This is a genomic window from Sphingobium limneticum (genome assembly GCF_008710165.1).
Taxonomy (GTDB): domain Bacteria; phylum Pseudomonadota; class Alphaproteobacteria; order Sphingomonadales; family Sphingomonadaceae; genus Sphingobium; species Sphingobium limneticum.
In genome coordinates, this window is record NZ_VYQA01000001.1 from 346120 (window position 1) to 362207 (window position 16088).

Consider the following 16088-nt stretch of genomic DNA (forward strand, 5'->3'; position numbering starts at 1 on the left):
ATCCTCCCTGTTCCGTTTGCGTCTCAGCCGCCGCAGCCGTGTCGCAGCACGGCGCCGGCCTTCGCGCCGCTATGCTTGCCATCCTCGATCGTCACGACGCCGTTCACAAGCACCGTGTCGATCCCGGTCGGCGCCGCCGTCGGCTTGGCCCAACTGGCGACGTCGTCCAGCCTTTCGAGATCGAAGATCACGATGTCGGCACGCATCCCGTCGCGGATCAGGCCGCGATCGGTGAGGCCCATGCGCTGGGCGGGCCAGCCGGTCATCTTGCGCACCGCATCCTCCAGCGACAGGACCGGGCGGCGCTTCACATATTCGGCGATGATGCGCGGGAACGTGCCATAGGCGCGCGGGTGCGGCAGGCCGAGCGCGTCCATCTCGCCGAACTTCTCCGACGCGGCGGCATCGCTGCCGATGCTGACCCAGGGCTGATGCAAGGCGGTTTCGATATCGCCTTCATTCATCATGAAATAGAGGGCGACGGACCGGTTGGGCAGCCCCTCCAGCAAGATGTCCCAGGCCACATCGGCCGGATCACGCTTCAGCGCGGCGCCGATCTTCTCCAGGCTCTGACCATGATAGGGCGCATATTTCTGGCTGAAACCATTGGCTAGGATGACATTGCCGAAACCGCCCGATGCCTGCACGAGGTTCGACCAGCCAGGCATGGAGCCAGCGGCGACTTCCTTCTTCATCCGCTCGCGCAGTTTGGGATCTTTCAGCCGCTCGATCCCCTTTTGCACGCCATCGGCCCAGACCCAGCTGGGGGCGATGATCTCCAGCCCGGTACCGCCGGCGGTATAGGGATAAAGGTCCGCCGCGACATCGACCCCGCGCGCACGGGCCGCGTTCACCGCCGCGATCGCTTCGGGCATCAGCTTGCCCCAGCCCGGCGCGAAGGCGGCCTTCAGATGGAAGATTTCGACCTTCGCGCCCGATGTCTCGCCGATCTCGATCGCTTCGTTGACCGCCTTTACCAGATCACCGCTCTCGTCGCGCATATGGGTGGCGTAAAAGCCGCCGCATTGGGCCGACACTTTCGCCATGGAGATGAGATCGGCGGTGGTGGCAAAGCTGCTCGGCGGATAGATGAGCGCGCTGGTTACGCCGAATGCGCCCGCCTCCATGGCAGTACGCACTTCCTTGCGCATGATGTCCATTTGCGCCGGCGTCGGGTTGCCGGCGCCGTCGCCCATCGCCTTCATCCGCGCTTGCGTGGTGGAATAATAGCTGCCGAAATTGACGGAAATGCCCTGCTTCTCAAGCTGAGCGAAATAGGAGGGGATCTGCGCCGCCTCGACCGGGGTGCCGCCTTCCCCCGCGATAACGGTGGTGACGCCCATGCGCAGCTTGTTTTCCGCCGCGCCGTTCTTCAGCAGCACGCCGCCCGACTGATCCATCATGTCGATGAATCCGGGGGAGACGTAACGGCCCTTTGCGTCGATTTCCTTCGCGCCATGGCCGGCCACCTGCCCGACTTGCACGACGCGCCCGCCCTTGATTGCGACATCGGCGCGAACCCACGGGTTGCCGGCGCCGTCCAGCACCCGCCCGCCCCGGATGACGACGTCATAATCGGCGGCAGGCGCATTGGCTACGAGCAACAGCGCCATGGCGCTACAGAGCAAGGCACGCTTCATCTTCATTTCTCCCCTATGTTGCGACCTGACCGCGGCGCTTGCCGGGCGCGCACGGCATCGACGACCCGATCGACCGCCGCGATCACGATATCGGGCCGGTCGATCTGAATATAATGGCCGGAATCCGGCACGGTCTGCTGACTGCCATGGGTCGACATGGCGGCCATTTCGGCCTGCAGCGACTTCCAGACCTGCTTCATCCGCGCGCCATCCTGTGGCGATAGCTCCAGGCTCTTCAACTGCGCAGGCGTATAGGGCGCCATGGCAGTCAGCACGATCAACGGGCGATCGCCAAAGCTACGCACGATGCGCGCCTGATCCATGGTGCGATCGAAGCCCTGCAATTCGCTGAGTGCGCCGCCGATCGAATGGCTGGTATAAGCGCCGATCTTGGCGCCCGCTTCGGTTGGCAGGTTGGGCATCTGGCCGTTCGTCATGAGGCGGACAAGGCCCGTCCAGGACAGGGCGTTCGCGATGCGGACGATATCAACGACCTTGCCCGGATCGACATTGGCCTTCACCACTTGGCGCAAGCGCGCCACCTGATCGGGATGGGAGGCATCGACCATCACCAGTCCCGCGACCTGATCGCCATAGCGGCCGGTATAGACACGGGTGTAGGGGCCACCGATCGAATGGCCCACCAGCACCAGCGGGCCGCTGATGCCCACGGCGGCGAGCGTGGCGTGAAGATCGTCCGCCACGGCAGCGGCATTTTGCGGGCCGGGCTTGGGATCGCTCCACATGATACCGGCGCGGTCATAGGCGCAGGTGCGGGTGTGACGCGCCAGTGCATCATGCACCCGCGCCCAGTCCACCGATCCGCCCGATCCCAGGCCGGATTCCAGGATGACGGTCGGCGATCCCGTACCGCGGCAGTCGATATGGATGCGGCGCCCGCCAATATCGACCAATCGACCTGGCGGCGGATAGAGGCGACTGGCGTTATAACGACCCCAGACTTCGTAAAGCGCGCCGGCCACGACCAGCAGCAGGATCAGCGCCAGCAGGCCAAGCAGGATACGCGCGGCCCATCGCCTTATGCGCTTACCCATGCCGGGCCGGACGGGCGCCGATATCGTCATGCGAGGCAGCGGTCGATCAGCCGGTCGAAAGCGGCTCCGCCCCGGATCGGATCGGCCACGGGCAGGCCCAGCCGCTGGCTTTCGGCCTCCATCAGCGCATGCGCCTGCTCCGCGCTCAGATGCGCAGTGTTGAAGGACAGGCCGGCGCAACGAATGGCGGCATTGGTGCGCGATCCGATACGCAGATTGAGATCGATCACCTCCTCCACGCTCGGGAGGGCATAGCCGGGCGTACCCAGCATTTCCGTTCGGCCGGGGTGGTGGCAGACGATGATGCAATCGGGCTGGCTGCCATGCAGCAGGCCCATGGATACCGCCGCATAGGCAGGATGGAAGAGCGAACCTTGTCCCTCGATCACATCCCAATGGTCGGGCGCGGCATCGGGGCTAAGCATTTCAGCCGCGCCAGCCTCGAAATCGGAGACGACAGCGTCCATCGGCACGCCACCGCCCGCGATCATGATGCCGGTTTGGCCGGTGGCGCGGAAATCGGTGGAAACGCCGCGATCGGCAAAGGCGCGCGCGACGGCGAGCGCCGTATATTTCTTGCCCAGCGCGCAATCGGTGCCGACGGTCAGCAACCGCTTGCCGCTCCGCTTGCGCCCGGTGCCGACCTGGATGTCGCGGGGCGGATGGCGCACGTCGATCAACCGGCGGCCAAGACGCTCCGCCGTCGCCGCCAGGACCGGCGATTCCGACAGACGCATGTGCAGGCCGCTGACAATATCCAGCCCCGCCTCCAACGCCTCGACCAGGGCCGGCAACCAATTGTCGGCCAGAACGCCGCCGCTATTGGCGACACCGATCAATAGCGATCGGGCACCTGCCCGCTGTGCCTCTTGCGGGGTCATCGCCGGCAGGCCGGTGCTGACGGCCGCACCCACCAGCGCATATTCGCCCGTGCATTTGTCTGGCGCCCAGTCACGCAGGCCAAAGGCGGTCTTGGCAAAGCCTTCCTCCACCGTGTCGCCCAGGAACAGCAGATAGGGCTGGGGCAGCGACTGGAGGGGCGCTTGCGCGTCGGCGGCATGGTCGATTGTCTGAAGAAACACCTGTCTCACCTGTCGATGGGAGTCGGGCATGAAGGGCGCGTCCATCGCGACTCCCGTCCATGCCCTGTACCGTTGATGTGGCGCAACAGTATTTCTCCATAAAGAGAATTTCAAGCCAATAATTCTCTAATTAGAAATTTAATCCAAATCCGATCAGGTGAAAGGCGATGCCGACCCACAGCAGCAGCGTCGCGTCGGCGACCAGAAGGAGGCTCCAGACTTTCGCAAAGCGCATGCCGGCACGCCGCCAACTGAGCAGCGCGTACCACAGCCCCGCGCCCAGAAGGCCGCCCAGGGCCACCGGCGTCGTTACCTGTAGCGTGACGAGCGCCCAGTCGAGTTCACCGTTCATGGACGAAAAATCGCTGACCAGCTTGCTGACGAACAATAGCCAGCAGACCATGACGCCCACCGCCAATCCGGCAAAGGCTCGCGACAAGCGATAGGCGCGCCATATCGCGACACTCTGCACGGGCTGAGCAGCGTAACGGCGGCGCAGCAACGCAATGATTGGCCATGACAGGAAAGTGAGGGTCAGCGTGCCAAGACTGACGAGCAACGCGGGGCTGATCCAGCGGGCGGACAGATACCAGGGTACCGGCTCAAACAGCATATAGGGTGAGGAACTGTCGAGGCCGAAGCGCACCACCTTACCATTTTCCACCTGTGCGGCGAGGCGCATATGCCCATCGGCAGCGTGCCAGACGAAGGGCGCGACCTCGATCCAGTTGCGCGGTGCGCCCCCCAGCGCCGGCGCCGCCTTGAGCAGCAGGCCGCCCTTCGCGTCCAGCCCGACGCTGATCTGGCCGCCCACAACTTCCATCGCTTTGAGGAAACTCGTCTCCAACCGGCGCGTCTTGTTATAGGTACCGACCATCATGCGCGCATGCGCACGGGCGGTCGCGTCATCGACCCGGCCATCCTCCTTATGATCGGCGGGGAAATAGCGGTCGGCAAAGGCATCGAACATATGACTGCGGATCGCGCCGGACAGCTTGTCCGTGCCCGCCGCATTCATCGACATGTAGATGCCGACCTTCTCATTTGGCAGCAGCCAGAGCTGGCTGTGGAAGGTCAGCGTGTCGCCAGCATGGGAGAGCGCGCGGCGGCCATTGATATTCTGCTCGTAAAAGCCGAGCGCCATGCCGTTGAGCGCGGGGATCGACTTCAGGATCGTGTCGTGCATCAGATGCGCCGTGTCCGGCCGCAACAGCACGCCGCGCTCCGCCAGATGCGCGATCATGAAACGGCCCATGTCGGCGCCGGATGCGCTCATGCCGCCTGCGGGCCAGAAGCTGTTCAATTCGAGCGGGGTGGGCTTGCCCGATCCCCGGCCATAACCGCTGGCCATCACCGCCTGAAGGCTGGCCGGCAAGCGCTGGCTGAGGCTGGAGTAGCGCATCCCGGCCGGCGCAAAGATATGTCGCTGGGCATAGATATCGAAAGCCTCGCCCGACACGCGCTGGACGATATAGGCGGCCAGCGTCGTGCCATAGTTGGAATAGGCCGGCGTCGCGCCGGGCGGGAAAATGCGCGCCGGAATCTGCCGCTTCAACGCGACGTCGAGCGCCGGAATATCCTTGATGTCGTAGCTGTTGAGGCCGCGCTGCACTTCCTCGAAACCGCCACGATGGGTCATGAGGTTGCGCATCGTGACCGGCTTGCCGAAGCGGTCGGGAATTTTGAAATCCAGATAAGCGTTCACGTCCCGGTCGAGGTCGATCTTCCCTTCCTCCACCATTTGCATGACGGCGGTCCAGGTAATGAGCTTCGAGATGGAAGCCTGACGGAACAGCGTCCTCTCCGGGTCGACCGGGCGGCGGGTTGCGACATCCGCATAGCCAAAGCCGCGCTGGGTCAGGATTTGCCCATCCTTGACCACGACGACGACAGCGCCGGCGGCATCCCCGCGTTGCAGCGCATAGGGCATGAAGCCGTCCAGCCAGGCATCGACATCGGCCTTATCGAGTCTGTGCGGCGCGGACTTCGTGTAGGGTCCGGAGGCTGCCTCCTGCAGGACGGCGAGCGGTCGGGCGACGGAGGGTTGGGCGATCGCCTGCCCCATCCAAGCCAGAAGGACCAAAACGATCCCTTTGCACAATGTCCGCATGCCACCCCTCTCCCCGACCGCTATATCATAGGATAAATTTCCAATATGGAAATATTTTCTAATATGATAATTATTGTGTCGAATTGTCAATAGACAAGGGATGGGCGCCATCTAACGCCGATATAAATGAAAAATGACCTAAATATAGATAGTTATGAGTGGCCCAAGGCGATCGAATTCAAGGTCGATTTGAGTTCGGCGTCCTTGGCCGAACAGACGCACAGGATACGGCAGGGCCCATTCCCCACCGCAACATAGGCATGGCCCATGGATGCGTCGAAATAGATGGAATCGCCTGTCTTCAGCAGCGATGGGGCATAGATATCGCTATGAAATTCGCATTGCCCTTCAATGACGAAGGCATATTCCTCACCCGGATGACGCATCAACTCGCCAAATTCGACGATCGACCGGGCGCCGACCTCCAGGATCATGGGATTCAATTGCTTGTTGAGCAGATCGGCGGAAGGATAACTGTAATGATAGGCGGCCGTGCGGATCGTCGGCCCCTCCCCTGCCAGCGTAATGCTACGGCGGCCCGTGGGCATTTGCGCCACCGGCGCGGTGGAGGCGGCGCCCGAGAAAAGCTGGGTAATATCGATGCCGAGGCCGCTGCTGACCTTCACCAGCTTCTCATAGCTGAGGGACATTTTACCCGTCTCCACCTTGGACAGGGTCGAGACGGGCAGGCCGGTCTTTCGGCTCGCCGCGGCCAGGGTGAGGCCATGCGCGGTGCGAAATTCGCGCAGGAACGCGCCGGGACCATGATCGACGCCAGGCTTGGGGGTGGCTGCCATCCGTTCCATTTACTCCCTGCTCACGCCCGACGGATGGACGCGGTTTTCTGAATTAGCACGGACTTTCCATTTTGTCTTCCATCCGAAAATGGCCGCGTGCCGCGACGAGCCGTTTTGCAAAGGAAATTCTCCTATCAGGACATATTTTCGATGGAAAAGGGATCGCGTGCATGCAAAGCGAGTTTGATGAGAAGGCCTTCGCCGGCACAGGCCGCAGGGCCTTTGCAACAGGTCGGGCCGGAGCAAAGCCCCTATGGGAGCGCATTGCGCATCCCGGACGGGCGATGCTAAATTATGGCGGGGTTTTCGAACAGGGCAGACAAGGTCCGTTCGTGCAGGGTAATACAGGAGCGAGTTGAATGGCAGGCGGTCGACGGACCCTGGGCGCGGTGATTACGGACCTGCGGACCCGCAATGGGTGGACGCTGAAAGAAATGAGCCAGCGTTGCGGCATACCGGTGTCCACTTTGTCCAAGGTGGAGCATGACCGGCTGTCCCTGACATATGACAAGCTGGTGCAGTTGAGCGAACGGCTGAACATCAGCATCGCCGATCTGTTCGTTCAATCGGAATCCAGTTCGCCGACCGCCATCATGGGCCGGCGCAGCGTCGGGACGATCGACAGCGCCGTGCGCGTCGATACGTCCAATTATGAATATTATTATCTCTGCACCGAATTGCGGCAGAAGCGCATGGTTCCGGTCGTGACCCGCATCCATGCCCAGACGATCGAGGAATTCGGCCAGCTGGTGCGCCATTCGGGCGAAGAATTCATCTATGTGGTGGAAGGCGCCATCATCGTCCACACCGAATTTTATGATCCGATCGAACTGAAAGCCGGCGAGTCCATCTATATCGATTCAGGCATGGGCCATGCCTATGTCTGCGCACCCGGCTTCAAGGAAACGCTGACCATCGGCGTCATGTCCAGCGCGGAAGAGGATCTGTCCAACCTGATGCATGACGCGCACCATCATGTGACCCAGAACGAGGTCAAGAAGCGCGCGCCACGCAAGGGTTGAGGCGCTGCACACTGGTCATCCCGGACTTGATCCGGGATCCCGCTTTCTTCAATCGGTGGAGACAAGATGCTGCCCCCCCCCCGGATCACGCCCGGGGTGACGAGGATCGAAAAGTCATTGCCGTCAGGGTTTGACCGGGGTGAAGAGCAGGTCCTGATAGTCGTAGCTGAAGTCTGCGATGGGTGAGGCCGGCTTCATCGTCACGCGCTCCACCTTTCCATCGGCATCCAGACCGAAGCTGACATAGGCCGGCTCGATCGTCTTGTCGTCGAAGCGGGTCAAAAAGCTGTCATATTGGAAATGGCTCAACCGCCCACCCATGCGCGGGGTAGAGCGGAAGTCGATGGTCAGGCCCTGCCTGTCCTGACCCACGACGATGTCGCCATACCAGGGATCGCGATAGGTGCCGGCATAGCGGGCCAGCGGCAGCGAGGGGTTGGATTTAGCCGAGGCGGCCCCCTTCGCCTTGAACGCGGCCAAGCCATCTGCAACCCTCTTCGCCTTGAAAGCCCGGAACCGGGCCGGCCAGTCCTGCGACGGCAGGCCCAGATAATGATCCAGCAATTCGTAGACGAGGCCCTGCACCAGTTCGCCATCCTCGCTGTTGATCTCGACCGCGAAACCGACATCCTGTTCGGGCATCAGCACGACCATGGTCTGGAAGCCGAAGACCGCGCCGCCATGTTGCAGGATCTTCGCACCACGATAATCCTGCACATGCCAGCCCAGCGCATAGCTGAGGAATTTAGGCTGGGTCAGCGCCAGCTCGGGCGGCTTGGGTGCGATCGGCATCAGCGTGGCCGGGCGCCACATCTGCTGCGCCTGCGCCGAACCATATAGCTGGCCGCCGCTTGGTAGCTTGCCCTGCGCCAGTTGCAGCGCCAGCCATTTGCCCATATCGACCGGACTGACCGCAAGGCCACCAGCCGGCGCCGCGTTGCGGGCCAGGCCATCGCGTTCGTCCAGCACCTCCTGATCGCCGGCGCCGCGTAGACCGCCATTCATGCGCGCATGGGGCTGGGCGCGATCGGGATTGGCGAAACGGTCGGGATCGTCGCTGACCGAGTCCGTCATGCCGGCGACCTTGAAGACATCGTCCTTCACATAGGCTTCCCATGTCTGGCCCGTAACCGTCTCGATCAGCTGACCTGCGACCATGTAGAGGATATTGTCATAGGCATAGTCGCTGCGGAAGCTGGTAGCGGGCTTGATATAGCGCAGTCTCCGCACGGCTTCCGCGCGCGACAGGTTGCTCCGCGGCACGAACAGCAGGTCGCCCGCGCCCAGACCCAGACCGGACCGATGGACCAGCAGGTCGCGGATCGTCATTTCGCGCGTGACCCAGCTGTCCCACATCTGGAAGCCGGGCAGACGATCGATCACCTTGTCGTCCCAGTCGATCTTCCCCTGATCCACCAAGGTTGCGAGCGCCGCCGCCGTCACCGCCTTGCCGGTCGATCCGGTGGCGAACAGCGTATGCGGCGTCACCGGATCGTTTCCCCCCAGACGTTTGACGCCATAGCCTTTGGCGAGCACCGTCTGGCCCTTTTCCACAATGGCTATGCCTACGCCCGGCACGCCCACGGCGTTGCGCAGCGCCTCGACGCGCGTGTCGAAATCGACAGGTGGCGCGGCGTAGACCGATGTGGAGGTCAGAGCGAGGGCGATCAAAAACTGTTTCATGCGACCTCCGCTTGATATGCAGGTCGCCGCTTGGCCAGCCGGACAAGGCCGATGGTCAGCAGCGGCAGGACGTAAACCGTCAGGAAAATATAGGCGAGCGCGCGATAGCCCGTAGCGATCAAAGCGACGAGGCCGACCCGATCGGCCACCAGCATGCAACCCGTCAGAATGAAGAGCGCGATGCCCAGCCGCGCCGGATTGCCCAGCACCGCGCCGCGCCGGATATGCCAGGCCTTGGCGATGCGTTCATTGACGGCATGGACCGCCCCGGTGCCGCTTTCCAGCAGCGCGGCGAAGATCATCAGCTGGAAGAGCAGATGGAAAGTCGGACTCCCAAGCTGCCCGAGCAGAAAATCGGATGGCAGTATTTCCTGCGCGATGCCGGGATAGAAGGCGATCATGCAGATGAAGAAGGCGATGGCCGGTGCCATGGCGAGCGGCCCGGCGATCAATCCCGCCACCAGCGCGTCGCGATCCGACCGCATGTGCCGCAAGACAGGCAGGATCACGACCGCGCCGATGATATTGTAACCGGCATAGGTGAGGCCGCCCAGAGCCCAGCCATCGGCGGACGCTGGCACCGCGAAACCCTGCCCGATCCGGTCACCGAAACCGGTCAGCGCCAGGATCAGAAACAGCGCATAGACGCCGTAGAGCAGGAACGACACCCATTTGAACAGCTGCTCGACCGAGGCATTGCCGAAGGTGGCAAACAGACCGATGCCCGCCATCAATGCCAGCGTACCGACGATCGGCGCGGCGCCGAACGCAGCCTGCGCAATCGCGCCTGCCGCCGCGCCGAAAACGGCCAGGATCAGGATGATGAAGAGCAGATAGCCGATTTCGAAGATGAACCAGGCCCGGCCCAGCAACGCTTCGAAAAAACTGCGATAGTCGCGCGCGCCGACCATGCGGGCGAAGAGAAAGGTGACGGCGGCGACAACGCTCCAGATCAGCATCGCCAGGATCATGCCGGCAAGGCCATCCCAGGGACCGCTCGGCAGGAAGAATTCCGCCAGTTCGCGCCCGGTGGCATAGCCGCCGCCGATGATGACCGCCTTCAGCGCGAAGCCGGGCAGGAGAAAACGCTGGAACCAGCTTGCCCCCTTCTCTCCCCCCGCGCCGCTCATGAAAGGCAGGCGTCCAGCAGCCGGTCGAAGGCGGGGCCTCGGCGGATCGGGTCGGCGACCGGATAGCCCAGTTCCGCCGATAGCCGTTCGATCTCGACCGTAGCGGCGGCATCGTCCAGCGAAGAGCTATTGAGACTGATACCAGCGCAGCGGATCGCCGAATTGGTTAGGCGGCCCATGGCGATAGTCTGTTCAATCACCTGCGGAATGGAGGGCAGGGTGTAGCCGTTGACGCCCAATATCTGCGTCCGGCCGACCTCATGACAGACGACGAAAACGTCCGGCTGGCTGCCATGCAACAGGCCCAGCGACACGGTCGCATAAGCAGGGTGAAATAACGATCCCTGCCCTTCGATCACATCCCAATGCTCCGGTGGCGCATCCGGGCTTAATATCTCGGCTGCGCCGGCAAGGAAATCGGATATGACGCAATCCATCGGCATGCCCGATCCCGCAATCATGATGCCGGTCTGGCCGCTGGCGCGGAAATCGGCGTCGATGCCGCGCGCCTTGAAAGCATCGGCAATGGCGAGCGCCGTATATTTCTTGCCCAGTGCACAGTCGGTGCCCACGGTCAGCAACCGCTTGCCACTACGCTTGCGCCCGGTCGCGATCGGGATGCCTTGCGGCGGCGTACGTATGTCGATCAATTGGCGTCCGGTCTGCGCCGCGACCTGTGCAAGGCGCGGGAAGCTGACCAATTTGGCGTGCATGCCGCTGACCAGATCGAAGCCCTGTTCCAGCGCGTCGACCAAGGCATCCATCCATTGATCGGGAATGACGCCGCCGACATTGGCTACGCCGATCACGAGCGCGCGTGCGCCCTTTTCCCTGGCTTCTGCCGGAGTGAGACGCGGTAGCCCCGCGGTTACGGTGCAACCGGGCAAGCCATATTCACCGATGCACAGGTCCGGCGCCCAATCGGCCAGACCCAACGCGGTCTTGGCAAAACCGCGCTCGGTCGCGTCACCCAGAAACAGAAGATAGGGGCGAGGCAGGATCAGCGTACCCAAGTCAAACCTGCCGGATTGCATCGTCATCTCTCATTTCCATTTTTGCTGATAAGGACAGAATGATCTCAATTGGAGAATAATCAACCTATTTGTCATTGTTATTACGGTCGATGCGACGAATGGCCGGGTCGAGTAGCCGGAGAAGTACGGCAGCCAAGGCGGCAAGCATCGCCAGCAGTGCAAAATAGCTGCCATGCGTCATATGGCTCCACAGCGTGCCCACCAGCCCGGCGCTCAGGCTGCCGGCGAAAATGGTGAGATACCAGGCCGCCACCGTCGTCGCGCCCAGGCGCGGTGGAGCGAGGCGCGCGAACAGGCCCAGACCCGATGGGAGGATGAAGAGTTCGCCGATCGTGAAGATCAGAAAGAAAAGCGCCAGCCACAACCAGCCCGCTTGCCCCTCCCCCGCCTGCCATGCGACCAGCGCGAGCAGGACATAGGCAAGTCCGACCAGCAGCGCGCCTTGCGCCATGCGGCGTGCTGGCGCTGTGTCGCGTCCCGCATTCGCCCGCCGCTGCCAAAGCGCCAGCAAGGGTGGGGTCAGCAGCATGACGAGGAGCGGATTGAGCGACTGAAACCAGGTCATGGGGATGGTGACGCTGCCAAGGCCGCGATCCACGCCACTGCCCGCCCAGAGCGCCACCGTATTGCCCACTTGCTCATAGGCGCCACGAAAGATGGTGACGCACAGGCCTACCGCCGCCAGCACCAGCCAGAGCTGGCGATTATTCGCTGGCGGCGATGCCCGCCCATCATCGACGATAGCGGATGCGGTGTGCTCGACAGGCAAATGCCTGTGCCCCAACAGATAGATGGTCAGCCCCGCGAACATGCCGATCCCGGCTGCACCGAAACCATAATGCCAGCCATAGACCTCGCCCAGCGTGCCGCAGATCAAAGGCGCCAGGAAACCGCCGATATTGATGCCGACATAATAGACATTATAGGCCCAGCCGCGCCGCGGATCACCCGGTGCGTAGAGATCGTTGATCTGGCTCGGCAGGCTGGGCAGGAACAGCCCGTTGCCCAATGCGATGGTGGCGAGCGCAACGTAAAAAAGCGGTTCGAACGCCATCATGAAGTGCCCTGCTGCCATGATGGACGCGCCGATCGTGACAGCGCGACGCTTGCCCAGCCATCGGTCCGCGACCACCCCGCCGACGATCGGCGTGAAATAAGCGCAAGCGGTATAGGCACCATAGACGAAGGACGCCTGCCCCTGCCCCAGCATCAACTGCCGGGTCATATAATAGACGAGCAGCGCCCGCATGCCGAAATAGGAAAATTGCTCCCACATGTTGGTGAGGAACAAGATGGTCAGCCCCGGTGGCTGGCCGAACCAGCTACGCTCTGCCCGCACGCCATTCACTGGTCGAATATCCCGCGGACGGTCATACCGCGTCCGGGCTTTCCCGGCCCCACATGCGCTCGTCGCACCAGGCCATGCCATCTTCGTAGCGGATCGCAGGATCGTGGTCGGCGCTCAGGAAGATCGGGCCGTCCAGATCGCAGATGTCGCAAAGTTGCCCCAGCAGAAAGCTGGGCGCCATGCTGAGCGTGGAGCCGCCCATATTGCCCACCATGACGCCCAGCCCGGCGGCCTTCGCGGCCTGCGCAATCAGCAGCCCCTCAGTCAGGCCGCCGCATTTGTCGAGCTTGATATTCACCACATCGAACCGGCCGACCAGCCCCGGCACATCCTCCAACGTCAACGCGCTTTCGTCCGCCGCCAGCGGGATGGGCGAACGATAGCCGTCCAGATCGGCCTCCCGCCCCCGCGCGAGCGGCTGTTCGATCAGGGAGACTTTGGCGGTCAGCATCGCCGCCACCAGACTGTCCAACTCGTTGATCGCGAAACCCTGATTGGCGTCTACGCCGAGCCACACATCGGGCCGCGCGGCGCGGATTGCGGCGACGCGGGCAATGTCGAGATCCAGGTCGCCGGTCAGTTTGACCTTGATCGCGCGGACCGGGCCGAAGACGACAGCCGCCTGCGCCATCTTCGCCGGATCATCGGCGCCAAGCGTGAAGGTGGTGACGACCGGCTTTGGTGCTTCCAGTCCGGCCAACTCCCAGACCGGTTTGCCGCTCCGCTTCGCCTCCAGTTCCCAAAGGGCTGCATCGACCGCATTGCGCGCGCCTCCAGCGGGCAGGATGGAGCGCAATTCCTCCCGTGTCGGTCCGGCCTCGATTGCGGCGCGGGTCCGCTCAAGCTCGGCCAGCATGTGCGGCTGACGGTCGTCCAGATAATAGACGCCATCCCCTTCGCCGCGCCCGCTATGGGTGCCGTCCGACAGGGTTGCCACCACGCAGTCCAGTCCTTCGAAGACATAGCCTGAAATGCGAAATGGCGCCTTGAAGTCGAGCCGTTGGGCCTTCACGTCGAGGGTCAGAGCGGTGGTCAAGATGAAAACTCCTGGATCGATCGGGCGCAAGTCGCCCGGACCCGCCCAGAGGGGCGAGCGAAAGCAGTGGATTGTCGGAAGCGCGCAAGGCGCCGGGGCGTGCCCCCGGCGCCTTCCTTGTTACCAGTTGGCGCCGAAGCTGATGAGGTGGAAGGCGAGTGCCACCCAGAGCATGACGATGGTGGCGGCCAGCAGCAGCACGCTCCACAATTTGCCGAACCAACCCCGCTTGGTCCTGAAGGCCAAATATGCGGCCCAGCCCGCCAGACCGACGAAGCCGAAGAAGAGCAGCAGCCCCACAATCTGGTTGAACCAGATCAGGCCGGCCGAGGTGACATAGTCGCTTGCTATGGTCACCACCGCTACCCAACTGCCTAACAGCGCCAGCACAGCCCAGGCGCAGGCCGGGACGACGCGATGCAGCGTCAGATCACGCCCTACCAAGTCCAGTTTCGCGCCATAACGCTTGCGGTTGATGGCGCCTGCGGGCCAGGCGAGCGCGGTCAGGGCAAGGATGGCGAGCGCCGCGATCGCCAGCGGCTTCAACCAGGCGGTGTCCTTGTACCAGGGCACGGGATCCCAGACCATGATCGGCGCCACCGGTCCGTAGAAGACACGCGTGACCTTGCCATTTTCGACGCGGGCCGCAAACTGGTCGCCATCTTCGGTCGACTGCCAGACATAGGGCGCAACCTCGACCCATTTGCGCGGCGCGCCGCCGATGGTCTTGAAGGCAGGCACCGAAAGCTTGCCATCCTTGTCCGTGCCGACCTCCATCTGGCTGAGGAAGCCCATCATCGCCGCCCAATTCTCGACCGGTGCGCGGCTAGACGCATAGGTGCCCGCCACCTGTGCCGCATGGGCCTTGGCGCTCGCCAGCTCCTTGGGTGCAGGATGGGGCGCGGGGAAATAACGGTCGGCGAACTGCTTGAAGAATGTGTTGCGGATCGGGCTGACCGCGCCTTCCTTCCCCATGCTGTTCAGCGAGATATAGATGCCGACATTCTTGCTCGGAAAGAGCGTCAGATCGGAATGGAACCAGCGTGTGTCGCCGCCATGGGCGATGGCGCTGAGGCCGTTGATCTTCTCCTCATAAAAGCCGAGCATCATGTGATTGAGGCCGGGCAACGGCTCATTGGCGGGCGAATGCATCAGCTTGGCCGTTTCGGGCTTCAGCAAAGGTCCGCCATTGTTGAGGTGCGCGATCATGAACTTGGCCATGTCGGCGCCGCTGATCGAGGAACTGCCAGCCGGCGCGACCGATACGATTTCGAACGGCTTGCCCTCGCCCGATCCCAGCTGATAGCCGGTGGCCATATGCGGCTGGAGCGCAGCGGGGAGCGGCTGGCGGAAGCTGGCATATTTCATGCCGAGCCGCTGGAAGATATTACGCTCGATATAATCGTCGAACGGCATGCCGCTGACCCGCTGTACGATATAGCCGGCAAGCGCGGTGGCATAGTTGGAATAGGCCGGGGTCGATCCGGGCGCATAGACGCGATGCGGCGTCCAGCGCTTCAGCGCGGCTTCCAATGTCGGGATATTGTCGCTCTTGCCGATCAGGTCGCGGCCCGCTTCCTCGAACCCGGCAGTATGCGTCATGATGTTGCGCAGCGTGATCGGCTTGCCTTCAAAAGGTGGGATCTTGAAGTCCAGATATCGATTCACGTCGGCGTCTAGGTTCAGCTTGCCCGCCTCCACCTGTTGCATCACGGCGGTCCAGGTGTAGAGTTTCGACACCGAACCGGGACGGAAAAGCGTGGTGGCCGGATCGACCGGCTTGCGTGCGGCGACGTCGGCATAGCCGAAACCGCGCTGGGTCAGCACCTGCCCATCCTTGACGATCACGACGACTGCGCCGGCAACATCGCCCCGTGCCAGCGCATAGGGCAGGAAGCCGTCGAGCCAGGCGTCAGCATCCTGTTTGGTCAGTGCATGCTGTCCGTCGACGGCGGACGGCAGTGGCAATGCCCCGCCGGATTTGGCGGCCGACTGTGGCAGCAGCGAAGGCGCATCGACCGGTGCCTGTTGCGCCACGGTAACGCCGCCGGCCAGCGCCAACGCGCCGGCAGCCAGATATTTCATCCATCGCATGATGCTGCGCCCTTCCCTGTTTATCCGTTTGGCAGATTGTCCCGTCATGGTCGCACC

Annotated in this window: 12 protein-coding genes; 1 reads left to right on the forward strand and 11 read right to left on the reverse strand. The window is 62.9% G+C overall.

The genetic code is table 11. The features are described from left to right. Positions 1 to 23 precede the first annotated feature (23 nt). From F4U95_RS01275 to F4U95_RS01295, 5 genes are all read right to left on the reverse strand, one after another. The gene (locus F4U95_RS01275) at positions 24 to 1646 is read right to left on the reverse strand and encodes an N-acyl-D-amino-acid deacylase family protein (protein ID WP_211363288.1); all 1623 of its coding nucleotides are present in this window, start codon (positions 1644 to 1646) and stop codon (positions 24 to 26) included. Continuing rightward, entirely contained in the window at positions 1643 to 2725 is a 1083-nt protein-coding gene (locus F4U95_RS01280) for an alpha/beta fold hydrolase (protein WP_120253187.1), read from the reverse strand. The genes F4U95_RS01275 and F4U95_RS01280 overlap by 4 nt, the downstream gene beginning before the upstream one ends. Further along, a complete protein-coding gene (locus F4U95_RS01285) occupies positions 2722 to 3777 on the reverse strand; it encodes an N-acetyltransferase DgcN family protein (RefSeq protein ID WP_246171460.1) in 1056 nt (351 codons plus the stop codon). The genes F4U95_RS01280 and F4U95_RS01285 overlap by 4 nt, the downstream gene beginning before the upstream one ends. Before the next feature lie 130 nt (positions 3778 to 3907). Beyond that, on the reverse strand, positions 3908 to 5860 hold the full coding sequence (locus tag F4U95_RS01290; RefSeq protein ID WP_232016301.1) for a serine hydrolase domain-containing protein: 1953 nt from the start codon (positions 5858 to 5860) through the stop codon (positions 3908 to 3910). 179 nt (positions 5861 to 6039) lie between these two features. After that, a complete protein-coding gene (locus F4U95_RS01295; RefSeq protein ID WP_246171461.1) occupies positions 6040 to 6684 on the reverse strand; it encodes a helix-turn-helix domain-containing protein in 645 nt (214 codons plus the stop codon). Between the two features lie 359 nt (positions 6685 to 7043). On the opposite strand from F4U95_RS01295, the gene F4U95_RS01300 reads away from it, so the two are divergent. Next, positions 7044 to 7706, forward strand: a complete 663-nt coding sequence (locus F4U95_RS01300; protein WP_120253190.1) for a helix-turn-helix domain-containing protein — start codon at positions 7044 to 7046, stop codon at positions 7704 to 7706. 123 nt (positions 7707 to 7829) lie between these two features. Here the strand turns inward: F4U95_RS01300 and F4U95_RS01305 are convergent, their stop codons facing one another. From F4U95_RS01305 to F4U95_RS01330, 6 genes are all read right to left on the reverse strand, one after another. Continuing rightward, on the reverse strand, positions 7830 to 9389 hold the full coding sequence (locus F4U95_RS01305) for a serine hydrolase (RefSeq protein ID WP_120253191.1): 1560 nt from the start codon (positions 9387 to 9389) through the stop codon (positions 7830 to 7832). After that, the gene (locus tag F4U95_RS01310; protein WP_120253192.1) at positions 9386 to 10519 is read right to left on the reverse strand and encodes a YkvI family membrane protein; all 1134 of its coding nucleotides are present in this window, start codon (positions 10517 to 10519) and stop codon (positions 9386 to 9388) included. The genes F4U95_RS01305 and F4U95_RS01310 overlap by 4 nt, the downstream gene beginning before the upstream one ends. Beyond that, the gene (locus F4U95_RS01315) at positions 10516 to 11559 is read right to left on the reverse strand and encodes an N-acetyltransferase DgcN family protein (RefSeq protein WP_120253193.1); all 1044 of its coding nucleotides are present in this window, start codon (positions 11557 to 11559) and stop codon (positions 10516 to 10518) included. Before F4U95_RS01315 ends, F4U95_RS01310 begins: the two co-directional genes overlap by 4 nt. Positions 11560 to 11617: 58 nt before the next feature. Continuing rightward, positions 11618 to 12892: a peptide MFS transporter gene (locus F4U95_RS01320; protein ID WP_246171462.1), complete on the reverse strand. Its 1275-nt coding sequence runs from the start codon at positions 12890 to 12892 to the stop codon at positions 11618 to 11620. Between the two features lie 31 nt (positions 12893 to 12923). Further along, positions 12924 to 13937, reverse strand: coding sequence for a dipeptide epimerase (locus F4U95_RS01325; protein WP_150411810.1), 1014 nt, complete (start codon positions 13935 to 13937; stop codon positions 12924 to 12926). 120 nt (positions 13938 to 14057) lie between these two features. Beyond that, complete coding sequence (locus tag F4U95_RS01330; protein ID WP_120253195.1) at positions 14058 to 16031, reverse strand: serine hydrolase domain-containing protein; 1974 nt, start codon at positions 16029 to 16031, stop codon at positions 14058 to 14060. Positions 16032 to 16088 lie beyond the last annotated feature (57 nt).